Source organism: Streptomyces vulcanius (assembly GCF_042653945.1).
In the GTDB taxonomy this organism is placed as follows: Bacteria; Actinomycetota; Actinomycetes; order Streptomycetales; family Streptomycetaceae; genus Streptomyces; species Streptomyces mangrovi.
Genome location: NZ_JBHSFK010000030.1, coordinates 1 through 22,033 on the forward strand (window position 1 = coordinate 1; position 22,033 = coordinate 22,033).

The window sequence follows — 22,033 nt, forward strand, 5'->3', positions numbered from 1 at the left end:
GAGGCCGCCAGGCGGTGGACGCCGAGATCAAGCTCCTCGGCACGGTGCACAACATCAACAAGCTCATCAATCACCCGCCCAAGAAGAACCCTTGACCTTCACCGGGCAGAAGCCGTGCGACAGCCTCTGCACTGTCCAGCCCGTGCACCGAAACCCTCAACACCCGGACCAGGAAGGCCACTTGGTTCGAAGAACCGCCGCCCCACGACCCATTACGACGTCGGGAAAACGACCAGGCGCCCCGAGAGCATCATCGAGCGCGACAGCCTCCGAGGTTAAAAGACAAGCTAAGGCGTCATCTCATGTGGTGGGGCTCGGCATGGGGGCTTGTTGAGCTACTCCGTGACGCTCGCAATGAACGCGTGGATTTCGGCGGTGAGGTCGCGCATGTCCTCCCCTGCCGCGTGCACCGTGGTGGTCTCGAACTGCCATTCCTCAGAGGGTGCCCGGTCGCGGATTCCCCAGGTCAGTTGGACGTGGCCGCCAGGGCGGTGTTCCGCTGAGAGGGTCAGGTCGTAGCAGAGGGAGTGCCAGGTGCGCACTCCTTCCCAGCCCCGGAAGTCTTCGGCAAGTGAGGCGAGGAAGGTGTCGAGGCCGTCGCCGTCCCAGGTCTCCACCGAGGTCTCGACACTCCCCCAGGGCCCGCGGGCCCTGACGAGGAAGTCGAGCGTTGGTTCGTCTTCGTACCGCCGGGTCGGTTCCGAGAGCAGTAGTCGTGCGGGCCCGGGGTTTCCCACCTGGACCATAGGGCGGCCGGAATCGTCGTAGTCGATCACGCGATCAGGTTAGAAGACCGGGCTGGGCAGCCGCCGCTCTCGGACGGGCCGACATCGGCGTAGCCACTTTGAGGCATGATCGCCAACCATGACTGTGGATCTTGAGCGCGATCTCGTTCCTGACGGGCTGTGGGAGATTGCGGCGCCGCTGATACCACCGTTCAAGCCGCGTCGGCAGGGCGGCGGAACGGCTCCGGTGGCGGACCGTAAAGTGTTCTGCGCGATCGTGTATGCGCTGACCACGTCGTGTGCTTGGCGTCGCTTGCCGCCCTGCTTCGGCGTGAGCCCGGCCACTGCGCACCGCCGGTTTGCCGCCTGGACAAGAGCCGGCTTGTGGCGGCGCCTCCACATCGAAGTCCTCGACCGGCTGGGCGCCGCAGGGGCGATCGACTGGTCCGCTGCCCTGGTTGACTCTGCCTCGGTCCGGGCGAAAAGGGGGGGCCAGCTCGTAGGGCCGAATCCGCTCGACCGGGGCAAACCCGGCGCCAAGCTCCACATCTTGACTGACGCCCAGGGCCTGCCGCTGGTCACTGCGGTCTCTGCTGCGAACACCCACGACAGCCTTGCCCTCAAGCCTCTGGTCATGGCTGTCCCCGCTGTACGCTCGCGACGCGGGCCCCGACGCCGCACGGTGCGACCGGACGAGTTCGTCGCAGCCCGCGCCGTCCGTGTAGCCGAGCTCTCACAGGCAAGGACACAGACGCCGCACGGCAGGATCGCCGGGCCGTCGATGCCCTCCCCGACCTACGGGGTGATCGCCGCTCCAGCTCAACGCCGTCGATCTCTTCAACTCCGTGGCAGCCCTCCGGGTCAACCCCGACGACCAGGAAAGATGGCGCGTGCCAGATGGGCACAGGCGCTCTTGTCCGCCTTGTTCTTCGGCCGGAATTCCAGCGTCGACTTCCATTCCAGCCAGTCCAGCTCGTCCGCTGCGCCCACCGCGCGGATGGCCTTCACCAACCCCAGGTAGTGCGCGGCACGTACAGGTGCGCGGCGTGTGTCGAACTCCAAGGCCACGCCGAGCAGCTCCAGTTCCAGCACACCGGCCGTTGTTCGAGGCTGCGGCCTTGGACTCTCGACGAACAACCAGGTACTGGCCCGGTTTGAGCAGGCGAGATCACGGCATCATTCGTCCCTCACGTCGCAGCCGCGTTCTTCCAGGCCGCCTCGAGGAACCGCCCCGCTTGGGCGACGAGGAGACGGTCTTCCGGGGCATTGCCTCCGAACATCCCGTGCGGCGCCGCCTCGAAGACGTGCAACTCGGCCCGGACACCGGCCTCGAGCAGTTTCCGGTGCATACGAGCGGTGTCCGAGAGCAGGTAGTCGCGGGTGCCGCTGAACAGGATCGTGGGTGGCCAGTCGTCGCCGATCCGCCCGAAGAGCGGCGAGAGATACGGATCCGTGACGTCGTGGTCGCCTGCGTACAGCTTCACGTTGTTCTTGAGCCCGCCTCCCTCGCCGAAGGCGTCGTTGGCAACGGAGTCGCCGGAGAGGCTGAGGTCGACGGCGGGCGAGTTCAGTACGGCCGCGCAGGGCATCGGCAGCCCCTCCTCCTGGAGCCTGAGGAGCAGGGCGGCGATGAGGTTTCCGCCGGCGGACACTCCGCTGACCGCGATGGAGGCCGGGTCGTGGCTCTCCAGGAGAGCGCGGTAGGCGTCGACGCAGTCCTCCAGCCCCGCGGGGAAGGGGTGGTCGGGCGGCATACGGTAGTCGACGCTCCACACGGTGACTCCGTAGGCGCCCGCGACGAATCCCGTCGCCGCTCTCGTCGCCGCACCTCCTCCCACCGTGAACGCCCCGCCGTGCACGCTGAGCAGGACGCGCCGGTCATCGGGGGCGAGCCCCTCCGGGGTCCCGACGTGGACGACCGCGTTCGGCAGATCGACGGCGTGGACCTCGACCGGAACGCCCGTGGCGACGGCGCCCGTGGTCGCGAGCCCGATGGCGTCGGCGAGCTCCGGTGCCGAGGTGATCGCGACGACGGCACGCCATGCCTCGATGTCGTCCGGTTCGGGGGCGGGCGGCTGCGGATTCGCCTTCAGCATCTCCAGCCATGCCTGCGCCTCGGTGCTCAGCCCGTACTCGGTGTCACGTTCTGCCCGCTCTGTCATGTCGTCGGTCCCTTTCCGGATCGTGCGAGGTTGCCGAGCCAGGCCAGGCTCGGCTTCGGCTGCCGCTCGAAGGTCTCCCTGTCGACCGCGATCAGCCCGAACGTCGGCTCCCAGTGGCCCCACTCGTAGTTGTCGAGCGCACTCCAGTGCAGGTAGCCACGAACATCGACGCCGTCGTCCATGGCTGCGGAGAGATGCTGCAGAGCCTCCGTCGTGTACGCGATACGGCGGTTGTCGTCGCCGGTGGCGATGCCGTTCTCGGTCACGAGAACCGGCACGCCGTCCGTGACCTTCCACGCATGGCGCACCGCCATCCCCAAGGAGTCCGGGCGGTACGCGGTTCCGACGAGGGTGTTGTCGGGGTGCGGCGCGTGCGGCACGGGGCCGTTCTCGTCGACCTCCTGCGTGGAATAGGCCTGGACTCCGATGAAGTCGTCCTGCCGCGCGGCCTCCAGGTAGAGGTCCTCCCGGACGTAGCGCTCCTCGATGAGCCTCGCCTCGTGCTCCGGCTTCGCGGTGAGCGCCTGGTTGGCGACCGTCCAGCCGACCTTGGCGTCGGTCCGCTCCTTGAGAATCTCGCGCGCCGCGTCGTGGGCGCGCGCGAGTCGGCGTCCGACCTCCGGGTCGGGGGCGGGCAGCACCATCTGTACGTCGCCTTCGACGGTCGGGCTCTGCCAGTCGCCGTCGCCCGACTCGGCGGCCTTCATCATCGTGCCCATCATCGCCAGCATGTTCGGCTCGTTGATGGTGCAGACCCACTCGATCCCTTCGAGGATGGACGTCGCCGTGGTCACGTAACTCGCGAAGCGGTCGATCGCGCGCTCGGTCATCCACGAGCCCGCGTCGGCGAACCACCGCGGGGTGGAGAAGTGCTGCAGTGTCACCACCGGTGTGAGCCCCAGCCCGAGGGCCGTGTCGATCACGCGACGGTAATGCGCGAGTTCCGCCTTCGAGAAGTGGCCGGGGATCGGTTCGACACGTGCCCACTCGATCCCGAAACGGTAGGCGTTCAGGCCGGCGTCGGCCAGCAGTCGCATGTCCTCGCCGTACCGGTGGTAGCTGTCGATCGCGTCCCCGCTGAATGCCATGCCAGGAGTGACCTGCTCGCGTGCCCACCAGTCGCTGTTGATGTTGTTGCCCTCGATCTGATGCGGTGCGGTGGACGCACCCCAGAGGAAGTCGGGCGGAATGCGGTTCATGGTGATCTCTTTCGGGTCGATCCGGTCGATTCATGGGACGGGATGGGCTTCCGGCCGACCGGTCACGCCGGTCGGCCGGTCATGTCGCTCGGCCGGTCATGTCGCTCGGCCGGTCATGTCGGTCGGCCGGTCACGCCGGTCGGTCATGGGCGTCGAGCCATTGGCTCATCGCGCGGATGCCCCGGCGGAAACCGCGGCCGAGGGGGTGGCCGAGGAACCCGTGCAAGGTTTTCGCGATGATCACGTAGTCGACCGTGGAGCCGGCTGCCCGCAGGTCGGACGCGAACCGATCGCCGGAAGCGCGAAGGCTGTCCCGGTCGGCGTCCATCACGAGCGCCGACGGAAGTCCCGCGAGGTCGGCTCCGGTGGGGAAGGCTCCCGGCAACAGGCCCTCGTCGCCGACGTAGTTGAGCGTCATCCGGTCGTAGGACGCCGGTGTGAAGGCGACCCGCCCGGCGAGTCCGGTCAGCCGCGAGCGCACCGACTCGGGGAGCGGGGGCAGCGTGGAGTGGAATCCGCCGTACGCGAGCACCAGCCCCGACGGCCGCACACCGGCTTCCTGCCGGAGTGCGACAGCGGCCGTCACGGCGAGGTTGGCCCCGGCGCTCGCCCCACCGATGAACAGGCGGCCGTCCCCCGATCCAGCCTGGTCGGCGATGGCGGAGACCACGTCGTCCGGGGCGGCCGGGTAGCGGTTCTCGGACGGTGCGAGCACGAGGGGCGAGCGGGCCGTGAGGTCACGCCAGCCGAGTGTCGGTGCCAGGCGGTAGTCGACCGTGCGTACGGGGCGACCGGTCCTCGCGATCGCCTTCGCGACCGCGTGCGACTCCTTCTGGTCGAGGCCACCGGACATCCATCCGCCGCCGTGGATCCACATCAGTGGCACTGCGCCGTCCCGTACGTCCTGCGGACGGTACTCGCGGATCGGAATCGCTCCGCCCGGGCCGTCGATCGTCCTGTCGACCGTGCGTACGGCGCTGGGGCGGGCAGGGGTCGCCGTCGTCTCAGGCATCGTCGGCCTCCTTGCCTCGCCGCAGGTGTTCGTGGAGGAACGCCCGGACCTCGGCACCCACCTCAGCCTCTTCGGGGGTGCCCCCGAAGAAGGCGGAGTGCGTCATGGCTTCGTACACATGAAGGCGGGCGTCCACACCGGCGCGGCGCAACGCGCGGTGGAAGCGCACCGTGTCCGACAGCAGCCTCATGTGCAGGCCGATGATCGGGTCCAGACCGTCGAGGGTGTACCAGGTGTCGCCGTCCCGTGTGAGATCGACCGACGGTGACCAGAGCGCCACCGCGCCCGGCGGTGGCAGCCCCTCGTCGCGGGCACGGAGCACGGTCGCGGCCGCGAGGTTCGCACCCGCGGAGGTGCCGGTGATCGCGATCGACTCCGGATCCGTCCGAGCGTCGTCGCTTCGAGGACGGTCATCACCGCGGCCATCTCGCCGCCGCCCTGGATCCATCCGCCGCCGTGCAGCATGAGCACGACCCGCTCGTCGCTCCGGTCCCACCCGTGAGGCGTGGCCTCATGGACGGGGACATGACCGATGTGCCCGACCGTCAGGTCCGCTCCCCAGTCGGAGGCCATGCCCTGCGCGGAGCCAGGAGGCAGCACCGACAGCTCATGGTCGATCTGAGCCGCCGCACTGGCACGCCAGCCGGCTTCGTCCCGCACGTCCGGGAAGGAGGTGCGCGGCATGTCGGGCGTCTCAGACAGCTTGCGCTGTGCCTCGGGGCTGATCGACCGTGGAACCGGCACCCGTCGCCCGGCAAGGGTGAAGTAGGGGCGCTCGCTGTCGTCGGCCATTCTCGTCATCTCAGGATTCATCTCCGGCTCCCTCAGAAGCCGTTGGCTGCGTTCGCGCGCGCGAGCACGTCGTCCGCCATGCCCGCGGGGAGCGCGGAGCCCGTCGTACTGAGGAAACGCCCGAACGGCAGCGAATCCAGCATCGGCCCGTAGTCCGTGCCCTCGGCGCCCGAGAACTGGTCGAACATCGCCGCGAAGACCTCACGGAAGGCGGGACCGGCGACGGGGTCCCGTAGGACCTCGCCGATCGACGACTGCGCTCCCAGCCGGTAGCGCGCGATCTCACCCGGGAGTTCGGCCGTGGCGGAGAGACGGATGTCCCGGCTCGACGCGCCCGCCGCGATGCGGTACTCGCCGCCCTCGACGAGCCAGCGCCCGAGTTCCTCGTCCCAGTACTCGAACTCACGCCTGGGCACGGTCACCACGACCTCGCCGGACTGGCCCGGTGCGAGGTCGACGGCACCGAAGCCCACCAGCCACTGAGGCGCGCGTACGACCGTGGAGCGGTCGCGTGACGCGTAGAGCTGGACGATCTCACGGCCTGCCCGCTCACCGGTGTTGCGCACGGTGACGCGTACGTCGACGCTGTCGCCGTCCACCGCGAGCGTGAGCGACTCGTGCGCGAAGGTCGTGTAGGACAGGCCGTGCCCGAACGGGAACGTGACGTCGATCGAGCGTGCGTCGTACCAGCGGTAGCCGACGAGGATTCCCTCGCCGTAGCGCACGTGCATCCGCTCACCGGGGAAGTTGGTGAACGAGGGCGCGTCCTCAAGTCGCTCGGGGACGGTCTCCGTGATACGTCCGGAAGGATTGACGATGCCGAACAGGACGTCCGCGAGCGCGCTGCCGCCGGCCTGGCCGAGCAGCGCGCCGTCGAGGATGGCCGACGGGCCGGCGACGACGGGGGCGAGCCGCACCACGCCGCCGTGCGAGAGCACCACGACTGTGCAGGGCTGGACCGCGACCACCGCTTCGAGCAGGTCCAGCTGATCGGCCGGCAGCTCGATGTCGGTGCGGTCGGCGCCTTCGTTCTCCTGGCTGTCGAGCAGGCCGAGGAAGACCACAGCCACGTCCGCGTCCGCCGCCGCCCGCACCGCGTCCGCCCGCAGCGCCACCGGATCGGCCTGTGTGTCCGAGGAGAAGCCCGCGGAGTAGGACACCTCGGCGTCGCCGGCACGGGCGCGGATCTCGTCGAGGGCCACGTCGACACGGATCGCGTTCACGTGCGAGCTGCCCCCTCCCTGGTAACGCGGCCGGGCGGCGAACTCGCCGATGACGGCGAGGTGCCGGGTGGGATCGAGGGGAAGAATCCCCTGGTCGTCTCGGAGCAGCACGATCGCTCGTGAGGCGACCTCGCGGGCGAGGTCGTGATGGTCCTCCGTGTCCCACGAGGTGTCCGGCCGTCGCGCCTGATCGGCCTTGCGGGCAACGCGGGCGACGCGGGCTGCCGCCTCCGTGACGACGGCGGGGTCAAGGCTCCCGTCGCGCACCGCGGCCATCACCTTGGCATCGTCGAAACCGTCGTTGCCGGGCATCTGCAGGTCGAGGCCGGCCTCGACCGCCGCCACCCGGTCGGCCACGGCGCCCCAGTCGGAGACCACGCATCCGTCGAACCCCCACTGCTCGCGCAGAACCTCCGTGAGCAACCAGCGATTCTGGGACGCGTGCACACCGTTGACGCGGTTGTACGAGCACATCACCGTCCAGGGCCGCGCCTCCTCGACCACCTGCTGGAACGCGCGGAGGTAGATCTCACGGAGCGGGCGCGGATCGATGTCGGCGCTCACCCGCATCCGGTCGGTTTCCTGGTTGTTCGCGGCGAAGTGCTTGAGCGACGCGCCCACACCCATGCTCTGCAGACCGGACACCCATGCGGAGCCGAGGATCCCGGAGACGAGTGGATCCTCCGAGAAGTACTCGAAGTTCCGCCCTGCCCGCGGGTCGCGCTTGATGTTGACGCCTGGCCCCAGCAGAAGCTGGATCCCCGCGGCCTGGCATTCGCGGCCGAGAGCCTCGCCCACGCGGAACACCAGGGCGGGGTCCCAGGTCTGGCTGAGGGCCACCGCCGGCGGGAAGCAGGTCGCCGGAAGGCTTCCCGAGAGCGCCAGGTGATCGGTGGCACCCTCCTGCTTCCGCAGACCGTGAGGTCCGTCCGTCATCAGGATGGACGGGACGTGGTCGACCGCTGTTGTGGTCCAGAAGTCCGCCCCGCTGCCGAGACCGGCCTTCTGTTCGAGGGTCAGTTCGTCGAGGGCGGACGGGATGTCGGGCATGTGTCCCCTAAGGCCGATCAGCGGATTGAGAGAGTGGGGGTGTTCAACGTCTACGGACTGGCAATATGGCGATCCCGGCAAGAGCGACCAGTGCGAGCGAGGCCACCCATGGGCCGAGCGCCTGCCCCAGGTTGGTGACCGGACCCGCCACACCCAGGTCACGCCCGGCGGCGTCGAGATCCGGCCATACGAAGAGCACGACGCACAGCACAACCAGTGCAGCGAAGACGAAATAGCTGTCCAGGCCGAGCGCCGAAAGGGCGGCCACGCTCGGTGCGAAGCGGACCACGACGAGGAATCCGGCGCCGACGAGCGAGCCCAGGAGAATCCACCGGGCACGACGACCAAGCCGTGTTCGGGTCCGGTCGGCGAACATGCCGATCAGCGGTTGGGCGACCGACGTCACGGCCAAGCCGATGGACGCGACCAACACCAAGGAGCGTGCCCGACTTGCGCCAAAATCGGCTACGCCGGCATCGCGACCCGTGAAGAACTTCGCAACCTCCAGGTTCTGGACCTGGTCGGGGGGCAGCAGCGCACCAGTTCCTCCCCGGATGCTCGAGAAAGCAGCAAGCGCAAGTCCGTACCGCAGCGCATAGCGACGCAGAGCGCGACCACGGGCGTACTTCGGGGAGGTGCCGGGCGCGGCGGTGAAGGAGGGCGTTGCCATGAGTTACCCCGATCGCTCGTCACTGAACGAAGAAGTTCCGCCCGATGCCCGACAGTCGGCTGATCGAACGACGACGATCTCGCCGCCGGAGGCAAAACAGTAAGTGTTACGGTTTCTTCTCGCAAGGACTGGTGAGCGTCCAGTAATCTCGGCGCATGACCCGTCGCTCGTACCCCAAGGGGCTGGCGAAGCGCGAGGAGATCCTCGCCACCGCCCTCGAAGTGATCGCCGAACGCGGATTCAGTGGGGCAACCCTGCGCGAGCTCGCCGACGCGTCGAACCTCAGCATCACCGGGCTCGTTCACCACTTCGGCACCAAGGAGCAGCTGTTCACCGAGGTACTCGGCCGGCGTGACGAGATCGATGCGGATGCCTACGAGACGGACAGGTTTCCGGAGACGGCAGACGAGATGATCGAGCGCCTCGCAGGTGTGGTCGATCGCAACGCGGCGGTACCGGGGCTGGTGACCCTGCACTCGAACCTCTCGGCAGATGCCACAGCCCCCGAACACCCTGCTCACGAGTACTTCCGAGAGCGCTACGCGCGAAGTCGAGACCTCGGTCGAGACTCCCTGAGCCATCTGCAGGAGCTCGGGGAACTCCCCGCCGGGATGGATCCCGGCGATCTCGCCGAGTTGATGATCGCCGCGGTGGACGGTCTTCAGCTGCTGTGGCAGTACGACAAGAGCACCGACATGGCTCGCAGCCTGAGCGCTCTCGGCACCCTCTTGAAGCTCGCCAACAAGGCGGGGCACAGCCCTGACGACTGATCCTGGATCGCTCTCGAGTACGGCGCCGGCTTCGGCCACGTCCGGGGCAGTGGGGCGCACGGTGTCACTCCTTGGTGGCCCCGGCCGGCATGCCGGACACCAGGGCTCGCTGGGAGAAGAGGAACACCAGGAGCACGGGCAGGACGGTGACGAGGGAGGCCAGGACGAGTTCCGGGCGCATGATCTGGTTTGGTGTGCGAGGCGCGGTATCTGGATGTCGTCCGGAGCTGCCGTTGAGTTCGTCGAGCACGTCGTCGTGGTGGACGACGCCGCAGCCGGTGCGAACGGAAACGCGCTCACCCTGGAGCACGTACGCCAACAGGGCCTGGCCGACGACCGGTTCGACTTCGATACGAGCTGGCGGACCGTACTGCCGGACGACGTACTGACCCTGATCTACACGTCGGGGACGACCGGCACGCCGAAGGGCGTCGAGATCACTCACGCCAACCTGCTCGCCCAGGCTTCGGGAGTGGCGCAGGTGCTGGACTTCCGGTTCGGCGACCGGATCACCTCATACCTGCCGCCGGCACACATCGCCGACCGCTTCACCGGCCTGTACGCACGGGCACTCTTCGGCGTGCAGGTGACCGTGGTCCACGACATCAAGCGGATAGCCCAGGCGCTGCTGGACTGCCGTCCGACGATCTGGGTGGCGGTGCCGAGGATCTGGAACAGGCTCAAGCAGGCGGTCGAGCACGCTGTCGCCGACGAGAGCGACGAGACACGTCGCAGGACCGTCGAGCAGGCGATCGCCACAGGGACTCGGCGCACACGCAGCATCCAGGCGAGGAACGGTTCGACGCGACCGAGCGGCACACCTACGAAGGTCGCGCCCTGGCAGTCCTGCGGCCTGCCGCGACCGGCAAGATCCGCCTCACCGCGAGCGCGCCGGGATGCGACGCGGTGGACGTCGTCGTCACCGCCGAGTAGCCGTGCCACATGCCCTCGCTCGCCGGGAAGCACTTCCCCTCCCGCCTTCCCCTCCCGCTGGAACGAAGGACACGTGACATGGCCACTGGTGCAGCAGGTCCCGACGACATACGGCGTATGGTTTCCCGCTTCACGTTGGAACAGAAGGTCGCTCAGCTCGGCGGTCTGATCGCCCCCGAGCTCTTTGCGCTGCCACGGGACGGCGCGGAAGGCGCCCCTGTGCTCGACACGAATCGCCTGCGGGAGCTGCGTCCGCACGGCGTCGGGCATCTCTCCCTGGCGTGGTTCCTCGGCGACGACGCCGACAGCCTGCGTGAGCAACTGGCAACGGTCCAGGCCGCCGTACGCGAGGTGTCCCCGTTCGGGATCGGAGCGCTGGTCCACAACGAGGGCATCAACGGCTTTCTGCACGCCTGCGGTTCGCAGTTCCCCACGTCCTGGGCACAGGCGGCGACCTGGCAGCCCGAACTGATCCGGCGAGCCTCGGCCGTGACCGCCGCGCACATGCGCGACACCGGCGTCCAGCTGCTGTTCTCGCCGGTCATGGACATCAACCGTGACCCGCGCTGGGGCCGCGTGCACGAAACGTACGGCGAGGATCCGGAGTTGGCCGCGCAGATGTCCGTCGCGTTCGTGCGCGGCGTCCAGGGCACGGATCAGGAGAGCGGGGTCCTCGCGACGGGCAAGCACTTCCTGGGCTACGGCGCCTCGGAGGGCGCGCTGAACCAGGCGGTCACCCCCCTCGGGCGCCGGGCGCTGATCGACGAGTACGCCGAGCCGTTCCGCCGGGCGATCGCCGAGGCGGGCCTGACGTTGGTGATGAACGCGTACAACGAGATCGACGGTATCCCCGCGACAGCGAGCCGCTGGCTGCTCACCGAGTTCCTGCGCGACACTCTCGGGTTCGACGGCCTGGTGGTCAGCGACTACGACTCGATCAACCTGCTGCGCACCGCCCACCGCACCGCGCGTACGGAGGGCGAGGCTGCGGTGCAGGCGCTGTCTGCCGGGCTGGACGTGGAACTGCCGGGTGACACGAACTTCGCGTCCCTGATGGACGAGGTCGGCGCCGGGCGGCTCGACGAGCGGGTCGTCGACGTGGCCGTGGCCCGTGTCCTCACGGTGAAGGCCCGGACCGGCCTGATCCCCGGAGTGGGTCCGCGGCTCACGCCTGCGGCGCGCCCGGACCGTGCGGAGGCCGCCGACGTCCGCCGCGCTGTCGCGGCACGCGGCACGGTGCTGCTCCAGAACGACGGCACGCTGCCCCTGTCGCCCGGCGAGCGCCGTGTCGTCGTGGTCGGGCCCGCCGCGGACGAGCTGCGGATCCATTTCGGCGCCTACACTTCGGTGTCGGCCGCCGAGATGCCGCTGGGCATGATGGCGGTCATGGAGGGCCGGGTTCCCGGGGTCGACTCGGCGACCTTCGTGTTCACCGACATCTTCCAGACTCGTATGCCCGGCATGGATGCCGCCTTCGAGGATGTGGCCAGGAAGCTGCACCCCGAGGCCTCCACCGTGCTCGAGGCCCTGCGGGAGCTGGACACGAAGATCGGGTTCGCACCGCTGGGCCGGTTCGAGGCCGATGCCGAGCACCCTCTCGACGCCTCGGTCGTCGAAACGGCCGTGGCCGACGCCGACCTGGTCGTCGCGGTGGTCGGCGAACGCACCGGATGGGTCGGCAACAACACCGCCGGCGAGGGCCAGACGACGGCCTCGCCAACTCTGCCCGGAGACCAGGAGGACCTCCTCGAACTAGTCGCCGCCACGGGCAAGCCGATGGTGACCGTGGTCGTCTCGGGACGGCCTCTGCTGCTGGAGAAGGCGGCCCGGACGTCCAACTCCGTCCTGCTCGCGCCCCTGCTCGGCGAGGAGGCGGGCGCCACGGTCGCGCACACGCTGTTCGGCCTGATCAACCCCAGTGGCAAGCTGCCCAGCACCTTTCCCCGCCATCTGGGCCAGATTCCGCTCTACCACGGCCACCATCACGGGAGCGGTTACGGCCATCCGGCGGGAACCCGCCACGGATATGGGGACCTCGACACACAGGGCCCCCTTTACGCCTTCGGCCACGGTCTCTCGTACACCACCTTCGCGGTCGGACTCGACGAGCGGGACGGCGCTCCGGCGGTCGAACTGGCCGACGACATGGTGCGTGCCCGGCTCACGGTGTCCAACACCGGTGCCGTGGACGGTGAGACGGTCGTGCAGCTGTACGCGCGCGACGAGTTCGCGTCGGTCGTCCGGCCGGTGCGGCAGCTGATGGCGTTCACTCGAATCAGTCTCACCGCCGGAGAGACCAGGGACATCGTGCTCGAAGCCCCTGTCGAGCGGCTCCACTACACCCTGGCCGACGGTCGCCGCGGCATCGAGCCGGGCGATGTCACCGTGCTTGCCGGACTCGGCAGCGACACACTCAACTGCGCCGCGACGATCGCGGTCGGTTCGACGGACGGCCGATCGAACACACCGACGGCCTGATACGCCGCCGACCGGCCACCGCTTCCTTTGTGAGGGGTGGCCGGTATCCGCGGTACAACTGCCCAGGCCAACCGATGACTCACCGCCGTTGTCACCCTCCACCACTTCACCCACCCGCGCTGGTTCGCCGAAGACAGCGGCTGGACGAGCCACTGGAGGCGAGTGGTGCTCCACCACCGGTCCGGCCCGGTCGTCGTCAGCATCCCGTCGGGCGACCCCGGTGCGGGCTACGGGGATCGGCGACCAGCGCGTCGATCTCGGCGAACCAGTGCGCACGTACCTCCGCGCCGTCGCCGTCGAGGAACCAGGCATGCTCCAGCGAACGCTTCGCGGCGGCGCCCAGCTGTTCGTTCGACCACTGCACTGCGTTGGCCATGAGCGCGTAGTCCTGCGCGAGGTCGGTGTGGAACAGCTCCGGGTCATCGGTGCCGAGCAGCAGCGGTACGCCGCTGTCGTCGAGGATGCGCCAGGCGTCGACGTACCCGGTCCGGGAGACCAGTCCGCCGAGCGCGTACGCGGTGGGCGTGAACGTCATCGGCGTACGGGTGGCCCGGAGGCGGCGGAGTACGTCCGGGTCGTCGACGCCCATCCAGCCGTGGTCGATACGGTCGAGGCCGAGGTCGAGCGCGGCCGCAACGTCCTCGATCACGTCGGCGTGGCCGGTGAGCCGGTAGCCCTCGGCCCGGGCCCGCTCGTACGCCGGCGCCAGGGCCTCGAACGGGACGGTGTGGTGGTCGCCGTCGTTGCCGTAGCCGAGGATCGGCACGCCCTTCTCGCGCAGTGCGGCGGTCTGTTCGACCAGGTCGAGCGCGGCCCGCGGGCCGCCGAAGCGGTGCAGCTCGATGATGATGCCGCCGGTGAGTCCGAGTTCGTCGCCGGCGACCCGGAACGCCTCGCCGACCGCCCGCAACAGGACATCGGGCTCCATCCCGATCTCGTCCCGGTGGAGATCCGGGGTGCACAGCAGCTCCAGGTGGCGGACGCCGCGGTCGTAGGCGCCGGCGATCATGCGCAGGACGCCCTCGGTGACCAGCGCCTCGTCGCCCCAGAGCCGTACCGCCTTGTCCAGGTCGTCGAAGAACTTGCCGAGGCTGCGCAGGTCGTAGGCGGCGTCCGCCTCGACCCGGGACAGGCCGACCCCGGTGGTCTGCCTGTGCAGTCGGGCCAGTTCGGACGGGGCGAGCGAGCCCACGTGGTGCATGTGCAGTTCCGCCTTGGGGAGCCGACGGGCCAGCACGACCCGCTCCTCCTCCCGGGCCATCGGCGGGAACTCGTCGGTGGTGTTCGGGTCGCCTGATGAGGGCATGGTCATACCTCCTGGGTCGAAGCGCGCTCGCCGACAGCGCAGAGTGGCACCGTTCCGGTCAGCCGGCGGCGGCGGTCACCCTGGCGGCCTCGCGCGGGGCGTGCGGATTCTTGCGGCCGGCCCGGGAGCCCCTCAGTTTCGCCAGGATGTGGTCCTTGACCGTGATCGGCTCGTAGAACGGCTCCTCCCCCTCGGCGACGAAGGACGGCAGGGGCGCGACGACGGCGTCCGCGTTCCCGTCGTGGAAGAACGCGGCCGACCTGCGGCGCTTGATGGTTCCGTTGACCACGGGCGGCTTGACCCGGTGCAGCGTGGACATCCACGTGTCGTTCGTCAGCCGGGCCGCCACGTCGCCGAGGTTGACCAGGAGCGCGCCGTCGGCGGGCCGGACGTCGTGCCATGTGTTGTCGCTGCCGAGTACCTGAAGGCCTTCGACCTGATCGGCCCACAGGACGGTCAGCAGACCGAAATCGGTGTGCTCGCTCATGCCGGTGAGCTCGGCGCCCAGCTCGATCTCCCCGGGCGGCAGGGCGTAGTTGTTCATGCGGAGCACGTCGATCGAGTGGTCGGTGAGGCCCTCGACGTAGGACTTCTCGACCCCGAGGGCGTCGGCCACGACCTCGGTGAGAGTGCGGGCGACGCGCCGGGCCTCGGCGTAGTAGGCCTCGACCTGCCCCTTGAACGACGACGGTGCGGTGGGCCACACCGAGGGCGGGTAGTCCGCTTCGGACACCTCGGCGCCCGGGTACTCGGCGGCGGAGGTCCCGACGTTGAACGCCTCGAAGAAGTCGTTCATGCGGGCCACGGGGTCAAGGCCGACGCTGTAGCTCAGGGACTCGCTCCTGGGCGGGCTGTAGCCGCGGTTCTCGCCCGCCGGGCGGACCCACTGCTTCTTCGACTCCAGGGGAAGCGCGAAGAACGCGTCGATCGCGTCACCGAGTCCGTCGAGGACCTCGTCCGCGATGCCGTGGCCGACGACCTGGATGAAACCCACGGTGCGGCAGGCATGGTCGAGTCGGCGCGCGACCTCCGCCCTGTCGGCGGCGGACCCCTCACGTACGTACGGGCCGATGTCGATGGCCGGAACGCGGAACTCGGACGACGCGGATGACATGGTGCCCCCTTGGACTGTCCAGTGGACTTTCGGGTCGGTGATCAGCTGACGCCTGCGGGCCGCGCCGCGCTCTGGGTGAGTTCGGCGAGCAGCGTGCGTTCGTTGTGGGTGAAGGCCTCGGTCTCCATGAAGTCCAGGGTGCGCGGACGCGGCTCGGGCTGTTCGAGCACCATGCGCACCTCGGCCGGCCGGTTGGAGAGGACGTACACGCGATCGGACAGCATGAGCGCTTCGGGGACGTCATGGGTGATGAGGATGGTCGACTGGCCGAGCTCGGCGCAGATCTGGGAGAGCCAGAGTTGGAGTTCCGTGCGGGTCAGGTAGTCGAGTGCGCCGAACGGCTCGTCGAGCAGCAGGATCGGCCGTTCCAGGACCATGGTCCGCAGCAGCGCGACGCGTTGCCGCATACCGCCGGACAGCTCGAAGGGGTAGGCGTCGGCGTATCCGTCGAGCCGGAACGTCCCCAGCAGGTCGGACACCTTCTTGCGGGCGTCGGCCTTCGACATCCCGCCGAGCGTCAGACCGAGTGCGGCGTTGTCCTGGGCGGTGAGCCAGGGCAGGAGCAGGTCCTTCTGCGGCATGTACGCCGAGTACGGGCCTCGGGTCGCGTCGCCGTGGTAGGTGACGGACCCCTCGTCCGGGCGCAGGAGCCCGGCGAGTATCTGGAACAGCGTGGACTTGCCGCAGCCACTGGGGCCGATGACCGACACGAACTCACCGGGCGCGAGGTCCAGGGTGACGTCGTGGATCACGGGGTTGCGGGTCCTGCGCGGGCCGGGGAAGGTCTTGGTCACGTTCCGGAGCGAGAGCAGGGGGCCGGTCGGCCGGCTGGTGGTCGTGCCGGTTGTCATGGTGTTCGTCATTCGGACCTCATCGCCTTGCGACGGCGTTCCCACGGCATCGCGAGAGTTTCGAGCAGGTAGGTGAGCGAGAACAGCAGGAGGCTCACGACGATGCTGACGACCGCCGCGGCCAGCACCAGATCCGTCCGGAGCATGTTCTTCTGCGTCGCCATGTAGATGCCGAGCCCGTTCACCGCGCCGACCGTCTCGGCGAAGATGGCCGCCAGGACGGCGAAGCTGGCGACGACCCGCAGACCGGTGAAGAAGAAGGGCAGCGAGGAGGGCACCTGAAGGCGCAGGAACACCTTGACGCGATTGGCTCCCAGCGACTTCATCAGGGTCGCCGCGTCGGGGTCCGCCGACAGGAATCCCTGAAGGAGGGAAATCGTCATCGGTAGCGTCGTGGTGATCGCGATGAGCCCGATCTTCGGCCCCAGTCCGAACCCGAACCAGATGACGAACAGCGGCGCCAGCACGATGATCGGGATGGACTGGGCGACGATCAGCAGCGGAAGCGTCGCGTTGCGCAGCAGGGGCACGAAGCTCAGCAGCGTCGCCAGGATCGCCGATATGACGACCGAGACCACCAGCCCCACCACCGTCACCTGAAGGGTCGGGATCGTGTTCTGCCAGAGCGCTTCACGGTCCGTCCAGGCGGCCTCGGCGACGCGCGTCGGGGAGGGCAGGACCGTGGGAGCGACGTTCCCGAGCTTCGTGGCGACCTGCCATGCCACCACCGCCAACAGCACGGCGAGGGTCGGCGTGACCGTGCGGAAGAGCGGCGACTCTCCCCACTCCCGACGAGCGCGCTTGGCCTTACGGACAGACGTGGTGCTCAAGGTCGTTGGCGACTGCTGAACAACTGGACCGTTGCGTCCGCTTGCCTGGATCTCTGTCATCGCAGGATGTCCTTACTCAAGGGGGACCAGTCCTCGCGTTTTCGTTCTCCAGCCGCGAGTGATGACATAAAACACCACCACCGGCTACCTTGGCGAGAGCCTCGCGTTTCGCTCCGGTAAGGATTGCAACACGCGACGAGTACGCCACAGAGTACGAATGTACGAGCAAAGGTACCCACATGCGGATGCTGCTCCATACCGATGTCCCCATGACCACGCGAGACGGAGTCGTGCTGCGAGCCGACGTCCACCGTCCCGATGACGACGCGCGACACCCAGCACTGCTGGTCAGGCTGCCGTACGACAAGTCGTCGCCCTACACGTCCGTGTACCTCGATCTGCGGGTCGCCGTGAGCCGCGGCTATGTCGTGGTCATCCAGGACGTACGGGGCCGTGGCACCTCCGAGGGCGAATGGGTGCCATGGAAGCACGAGACCGAGGACGGCTTCGACGCCGTCGGCTGGGTGGCCGGGCAGGACTTCTGTGACGGCCGTGTCGCCATGTACGGCGGCAGTTATTTCGGCAACACCCAGTGGCGGGCAGCCGCCTCGGGTGCCCCCGCACTGCGTGCCATCGCGCCCGGCATGACCTGGTCGAATCCGCTGGACGGCCCTCTGCGCCGCGGCGGCGTGCCGGAGCACGGACTGAACGTGCTCTGGTCGCTGTCGACCGGCATGAGCGAGCTGATGCGCCGCGGCAAGGCCGCCGAGGCGATGGAGGCGGTGCGCCGGATCGACGGACTGGCCCGGGGCGAGTACCTGAGCTATCCGGCGGGCCGCATTCCGTGGCTGGAGGAGCTGGACGTACCCGATATCGGCCTTCGCCGAGCCGACGCCGACACCAGGAGGTTGGCGGAGCTGGATGTCGTCTCCGTCCTCGACGACATCCGCATTCCGGCCCTGCACGTGGGCGGCTGGTACGACGTCTTCCTGCAGGGGACCCTCGACAACTTCACGCGCCAGCGTGAACTGGGCGTCGCCGGCCATCTCATCGTCGGACCCTGGACACACGGCACCGATTTCAGCTCGCAGACCGGAGAGGTGAACTTCGGGCTCGCCGCCGGCGGACAGTCCATGGGCCTCACCTCGTCCCTGACGGCGGAGCACCTCGACTTCTTCGACGCGGTCCTCGATGACCGGCCCCTCGACCGGGCACCGGTCAGGCTGTTCGTCATGGGGCGCAACGAGTGGCGGGACGAGGAGAGCTGGCCGCTTGCCCGAGCGGTGACCACCCGGCTGGAGCTGGGGGCCGCTGAGCGCGCCGTCCTCCGCAGCCCCCACGGAGAATCCCCGGTCGACGAAGACCTGGACAGCGAATCGCCGGCGGTCGTCGCGGCGCTCACGTTCGAGGCGTCCGAGCCGGTGCAGACGGTGGGCGGCTGCATCGCGATGCACGAGAAGTTTCCCTGGGGGGCGTGGGACCAGCGCGACGTCGAGTGTCGGGACGACGTGCTCGTGTTCACCACCGATCCGCTGGACGAACCGCTGGAGATCACCGGCCGGGTCCGGGCCCGCCTCCGGGTACGGCCTGGGGCGGCGGTCTCGGACTGGGTGGTCCGCGTGTGCGACGTCCGGCCCGACGGCAAGTCGATCAACCTGGTCGACGGGGTGAACCGGGTGGAGTCCGCCGACGGCCAGGCAGACTCGTCGGGCGAGCGGACCGTGACAGTCGATCTGTGGTCGACCAGTATCGAGCTCGCGGCCGGACACCGACTGCGCGTGCACGTGGCGCACAGCAACTTCCCGCGCTGGGGCCTGAGCCAGGAGGACGGCTCGTTCGTCAGCGATGTCCTGCTCGGTGCGGGCGACAGCTGGATCGAGCTCCCGGTGATTCCGCCGTCGGTGTGACACTGCTGGCGGTGGAGCTGTACAGCCTGGATGAGGAGGGAGTCGTGTCGGACAGCGTTTCCGTAGCCGCCGAGCAAGGAGAACTGGCCGGGCGGGCGCTGGACGACGGCGGATCGGTGTTCGCGGGAATCCCGTTCGCCGAGGCGCCGGTCGGGCGACTGCGGCTGCGTCCGCCGCGACCGCCGCGGCCGTGGCAGGGCGTGCGGGACGCCACGGCCTTCCGCGCGTCGCCCGCACAGAACCCCGACCCGTGGTCGCCCCCTGACGCCGTCTACGACGAGGACTGCCTGGAGGTGAACGTCTGGACGCCGGACGTGCACGGCCGCAGGCCGGTGATGGTGTGGATCTACGGCGGCGCCTTCGAGTCCGGAAGCGCGGTGCCGCCGGGCACCGACGGGCAATGGCTGATGCGGGGCGGCGACGTCGTCGTGGTTGGCTTCAACTACCGGGTCGGCGCCCTGGGCTTCCTGGATCTGACCGGCATCGGCGGGGAGAGCTGGTCCGGCTCGGTCAATCTGGGGCTTCAGGACCAGGTCGCCGCGCTGCGCTGGGTGCGCCGGAACATCGGGCGGTTCGGCGGCGACCCGGACAACATCTCCGTCTTCGGGGGCTCGGCGGGGGCGAGCTCCGTCGGCTGCCTGCTGGCCATGCCCGCCGCCCGGGGCCTGTTCCGGCGGGCGATACTGATGAGCCCGCCGGTCGCCCGAATCTACGCTCCGGCCACGGCACGCCGACTGGCCGCCGACCTGCTCGACACCGTCGGCGTCCACCGCCCCGAGCAGCTCCTCGACATACCGGTCGAGGACATCCTGGCCGCCCAGGCGAAGATCGTCCCCGCCGACATGGGGGCGCGAGCCCTGCCCGGCGGACGTTCCTGGGGCCCGGTCCTGGACGGCGCCGTTCTACCGCGCACGCCGATGCAGGCCGCCGAAGCCGGCGACACGGCCGCCGTACCGCTGCTCATCGGCGCGAACCGCGACGAGATGCTGGCGGCCGAGGCGTTCATGCAGCCCGGCACCACGCCGCCCAACGCCGGGGCGCTGTACGACGAGATCGCGGGCGCGGTGGGCGAAGCCGCGGCCCGAGGCCTGCTGAACGCCTACCGTGCCGCCGAGCCCGACGCCACACCGACGCGGCAGCGGCTGCGCTTCCTCGGCGACCGCCTCTACCGCGTCCCGGCCGCCCGCATGGCCGAGGCCCACACCCGCGCAGGCGGCACCGCGCACCGCTACCTCTTCGCCGCGGACCTGCCGGTCGTCGGACCGTCACACGGCATGGAGGTGGCCCTTGTGTTCGGCAACCACGACAGCGACGACAACCCGCTGGCTCCGCTGTACCGACAGTGGCCCGACTCCGCAGCACTCGGCCGACAGATGATGACCGCCTGGAGCGCCTTCGCCCACACCGGCGACCCGGGCTGGGCCCCGCACACACCCGGCACCGCCGACGTCCGGGTGTTCGGCGCCCCCGGCCCCGTCGCCGAACCGCCTGCCGCCACCGCCGCGTCCTGGCGGCTCGCCGCGCATCCTGCGACCGTCCCCGAATCGGCTGGGTAAATGGGGAGTTGGTGACGAGAACGGTGCCCGGCCGACTCAAGGCCGGCCGGCCACCGTTGTCGTCACATCACCCGTCGCTTCACTGGTTCACTTCACCTGTTCACTCACCCCGGGCCGGAACGACGCGCCCACATGGTTCTCCGGAAGGGTCACGTTGCCCGCGCCGAACAGGTGCTCGCGGAGGGTGGAGCCGTCGTACGCCGTCTTCGCGAGGCCTCGTTCCCGCAGGACGGGCATGATCCGGTCGACGAAGTCGTCGTAGGTGCCGGGTGTGGTGAAGGGCTCGATGAGGAACCCGTCGACACCCGTGCGGTCCACGAACTCCTCGACCTCGTCGGCGATCTGCTCGGGAGTGCCGACGAACCCCAGCCCGGTCGTCCCGTGGACCCTCAGGTGTTCCAGCATCTCACCGATCGTCTGCGGCTGCCGCTCGGCGCCCTTGCCGCTCGCGTACTTCTCGACCAGCGACTTGGAACTGTCCTCCGTCGTCTGCCGGCTGCCGGGGATGGGCTTGTCCATGTCTGCGTCGGACAGTTCCATGCCCGTGTGGTAGGACCACTCCAACTTGGCCGACTCCAGAGTCGAGTAGCCCGCCATCTCCGCACGCCGTCGTACGGCTTCCTCCGCGGTGTCTCCAGTGATGAACAGCGCTCCGCAGACGAACTTGATCGCATCGGCGTCGCGCCCGAACTCCTCCTGCGCCAGGGTGCGAATGGCCGCGATGTCGGCGACGGCCTTCTCCGGGTGGCTTCCGGGGATGAACACGGCCTCGGCGTACTTGGCCGCGAACCGGCGGCCTGCGCTCGACGTGCCCGCCTGGAAGAGAAGCGGTGTGCGCTGTGGGGACGGCGGCACGGGGAGCGCGCCCTCGCACCTGAAGTAGGGGCCCTCGTGCTTGATCTCGTGCACCTTGGCGGGGTCGGCGTAGATCCGGTTGGCCTTGTCGTAGATGACGGCGTCGTCCTCCCAGGAGCCCTCCCACAGCTTGAGGGTTACTTCCAGGAAGTCGTCCGCGATCGCATAGCGTTCGCCGTGCGGACGTAGGGCGGTGCCGAACAGGCGGGTCGTGGACTCCTGGTTGACGCCCGTCACGATGTTCCATCCGATGCGCCCTCCACTCAGAGAGTCGAGCGTCGAGAGCCTGCGGGCGATATGGGCGGGCGGCTCCGTCATGGTGGACATCGTCGCCACCAGTCCGAGCCGGGAGGTCGCGCTCGCGATGGCGGACAGGGCGACCAGCGGGTCGCCCATGGGGAAGGCGACGGCATCCTCCACCGCGCGCGCCGCCATCGTGCCGTTCTTCAGCGGATAGGCGAACTGGTCGGCCAGGAACAGGAAGTCGATGCCTCCCTCCTCCAGTTTGCGGCCCATTTTCGTCCAGTAGTCCAGGGTCAGGAACTCCCCCGACGTGTTGTCCGGGTGCGCCCAGATGCCGGTCACGAGACCCGCCATGCT

At 69.1% G+C, this 22,033-nt stretch carries 18 protein-coding genes and 1 pseudogene; 7 read left to right on the top strand and 12 right to left on the bottom strand.

The window, feature by feature from the left end:
* Nucleotides 1-114: 114 nt before the first annotated feature.
* Nucleotides 115-279: pseudogene (locus tag ACFPIH_RS36535) on the top strand (NF041680 family putative transposase); the annotation flags it as partial.
* Between the two features lie 56 nt (nt 280-335).
* Here ACFPIH_RS36535 and ACFPIH_RS36540 read toward each other — a convergent pair.
* The gene (locus ACFPIH_RS36540; protein ID WP_381182546.1) at nt 336-746 is read right to left on the bottom strand and encodes a DUF6228 family protein; all 411 of its coding nucleotides are present in this window, start codon (nt 744-746) and stop codon (nt 336-338) included.
* A 118-nt stretch (nt 747-864) separates the two neighbouring features.
* On the opposite strand from ACFPIH_RS36540, the gene ACFPIH_RS36545 reads away from it, so the two are divergent.
* The gene (locus ACFPIH_RS36545) at nt 865-1,746 is read left to right on the top strand and encodes an IS5 family transposase (RefSeq protein ID WP_381182531.1); all 882 of its coding nucleotides are present in this window, start codon (nt 865-867) and stop codon (nt 1,744-1,746) included.
* Nucleotides 1,747-1,912: 166 nt separating this feature from the next.
* Here ACFPIH_RS36545 and ACFPIH_RS36550 read toward each other — a convergent pair whose 3' ends face one another.
* From ACFPIH_RS36550 to ACFPIH_RS36575, 6 genes are all read right to left on the bottom strand, one after another.
* Nucleotides 1,913-2,887: an alpha/beta hydrolase gene (locus tag ACFPIH_RS36550; RefSeq protein ID WP_381182529.1), complete on the bottom strand. Its 975-nt coding sequence runs from the start codon at nt 2,885-2,887 to the stop codon at nt 1,913-1,915.
* Complete coding sequence (locus ACFPIH_RS36555; RefSeq protein WP_381182527.1) at nt 2,884-4,086, bottom strand: family 1 glycosylhydrolase; 1,203 nt, start codon at nt 4,084-4,086, stop codon at nt 2,884-2,886. The genes ACFPIH_RS36550 and ACFPIH_RS36555 overlap by 4 nt, the downstream gene beginning before the upstream one ends.
* Nucleotides 4,087-4,216: 130 nt before the next feature.
* The gene (locus ACFPIH_RS36560; RefSeq protein ID WP_381182525.1) at nt 4,217-5,098 is read right to left on the bottom strand and encodes an alpha/beta hydrolase fold domain-containing protein; all 882 of its coding nucleotides are present in this window, start codon (nt 5,096-5,098) and stop codon (nt 4,217-4,219) included.
* Nucleotides 5,091-5,546: an alpha/beta hydrolase gene (locus ACFPIH_RS36565; protein WP_381182523.1), complete on the bottom strand. Its 456-nt coding sequence runs from the start codon at nt 5,544-5,546 to the stop codon at nt 5,091-5,093. The genes ACFPIH_RS36560 and ACFPIH_RS36565 overlap by 8 nt, the downstream gene beginning before the upstream one ends.
* 376 nt (nt 5,547-5,922) lie before the next feature.
* Nucleotides 5,923-8,163: a glycoside hydrolase family 3 C-terminal domain-containing protein gene (locus ACFPIH_RS36570; RefSeq protein WP_381182521.1), complete on the bottom strand. Its 2,241-nt coding sequence runs from the start codon at nt 8,161-8,163 to the stop codon at nt 5,923-5,925.
* Nucleotides 8,164-8,206: 43 nt separating this feature from the next.
* Nucleotides 8,207-8,833 carry an MFS transporter gene (locus ACFPIH_RS36575; RefSeq protein ID WP_381182519.1) on the bottom strand — a complete coding sequence of 209 codons (627 nt, stop codon included), beginning with the start codon at nt 8,831-8,833 and terminating at the stop codon, nt 8,207-8,209.
* Between the two features lie 155 nt (nt 8,834-8,988).
* Between ACFPIH_RS36575 and ACFPIH_RS36580 the strand changes: the two genes are divergently transcribed.
* The 3 genes from ACFPIH_RS36580 (at nt 8,989) to ACFPIH_RS36595 (ending at nt 13,014) form a co-directional block, all read left to right on the top strand.
* Entirely contained in the window at nt 8,989-9,603 is a 615-nt protein-coding gene (locus ACFPIH_RS36580; RefSeq protein ID WP_381182517.1) for a TetR/AcrR family transcriptional regulator, read from the top strand.
* A gap of 214 nt (nt 9,604-9,817) precedes the next feature.
* On the top strand, nt 9,818-10,705 hold the full coding sequence (locus ACFPIH_RS36590; protein ID WP_381182515.1) for an AMP-binding protein: 888 nt from the start codon (nt 9,818-9,820) through the stop codon (nt 10,703-10,705).
* Nucleotides 10,672-13,014 (top strand): glycoside hydrolase family 3 N-terminal domain-containing protein, encoded by a 2,343-nt coding sequence (locus tag ACFPIH_RS36595; RefSeq protein ID WP_381182513.1) that lies wholly within the window; start codon nt 10,672-10,674, stop codon nt 13,012-13,014. The genes ACFPIH_RS36590 and ACFPIH_RS36595 overlap by 34 nt, the downstream gene beginning before the upstream one ends.
* A gap of 196 nt (nt 13,015-13,210) precedes the next feature.
* On the opposite strand, the gene ACFPIH_RS36600 is transcribed toward ACFPIH_RS36595, so the two are convergent.
* The 4 genes from ACFPIH_RS36600 to ACFPIH_RS36615 are packed head-to-tail and all read right to left on the bottom strand — an operon-like array spanning nt 13,211 to nt 17,115.
* The gene (locus tag ACFPIH_RS36600; RefSeq protein WP_381182511.1) at nt 13,211-14,320 is read right to left on the bottom strand and encodes an adenosine deaminase family protein; all 1,110 of its coding nucleotides are present in this window, start codon (nt 14,318-14,320) and stop codon (nt 13,211-13,213) included.
* Between the two features lie 58 nt (nt 14,321-14,378).
* Nucleotides 14,379-15,434 (bottom strand): isopenicillin N synthase family dioxygenase, encoded by a 1,056-nt coding sequence (locus ACFPIH_RS36605; RefSeq protein WP_381182509.1) that lies wholly within the window; start codon nt 15,432-15,434, stop codon nt 14,379-14,381.
* Nucleotides 15,435-15,475: 41 nt separating this feature from the next.
* Nucleotides 15,476-16,297 carry an ABC transporter ATP-binding protein gene (locus tag ACFPIH_RS36610; RefSeq protein ID WP_381182507.1) on the bottom strand — a complete coding sequence of 274 codons (822 nt, stop codon included), beginning with the start codon at nt 16,295-16,297 and terminating at the stop codon, nt 15,476-15,478.
* Nucleotides 16,294-17,115: an ABC transporter permease gene (locus ACFPIH_RS36615; protein ID WP_381182505.1), complete on the bottom strand. Its 822-nt coding sequence runs from the start codon at nt 17,113-17,115 to the stop codon at nt 16,294-16,296. The genes ACFPIH_RS36610 and ACFPIH_RS36615 overlap by 4 nt, the downstream gene beginning before the upstream one ends.
* Nucleotides 17,116-17,384: 269 nt before the next feature.
* Between ACFPIH_RS36615 and ACFPIH_RS36620 the strand changes: the two genes are divergently transcribed.
* Nucleotides 17,385-19,022 carry a CocE/NonD family hydrolase gene (locus ACFPIH_RS36620; protein WP_381182503.1) on the top strand — a complete coding sequence of 546 codons (1,638 nt, stop codon included), beginning with the start codon at nt 17,385-17,387 and terminating at the stop codon, nt 19,020-19,022.
* A 44-nt stretch (nt 19,023-19,066) separates the two neighbouring features.
* Nucleotides 19,067-20,578, top strand: coding sequence for a carboxylesterase/lipase family protein (locus ACFPIH_RS36625; RefSeq protein WP_381182502.1), 1,512 nt, complete (start codon nt 19,067-19,069; stop codon nt 20,576-20,578).
* Nucleotides 20,579-20,665: 87 nt separating this feature from the next.
* Here ACFPIH_RS36625 and ACFPIH_RS36630 read toward each other — a convergent pair whose 3' ends face one another.
* Nucleotides 20,666-22,030: an NtaA/DmoA family FMN-dependent monooxygenase gene (locus tag ACFPIH_RS36630; RefSeq protein ID WP_381182499.1), complete on the bottom strand. Its 1,365-nt coding sequence runs from the start codon at nt 22,028-22,030 to the stop codon at nt 20,666-20,668.
* Nucleotides 22,031-22,033 lie beyond the last annotated feature (3 nt).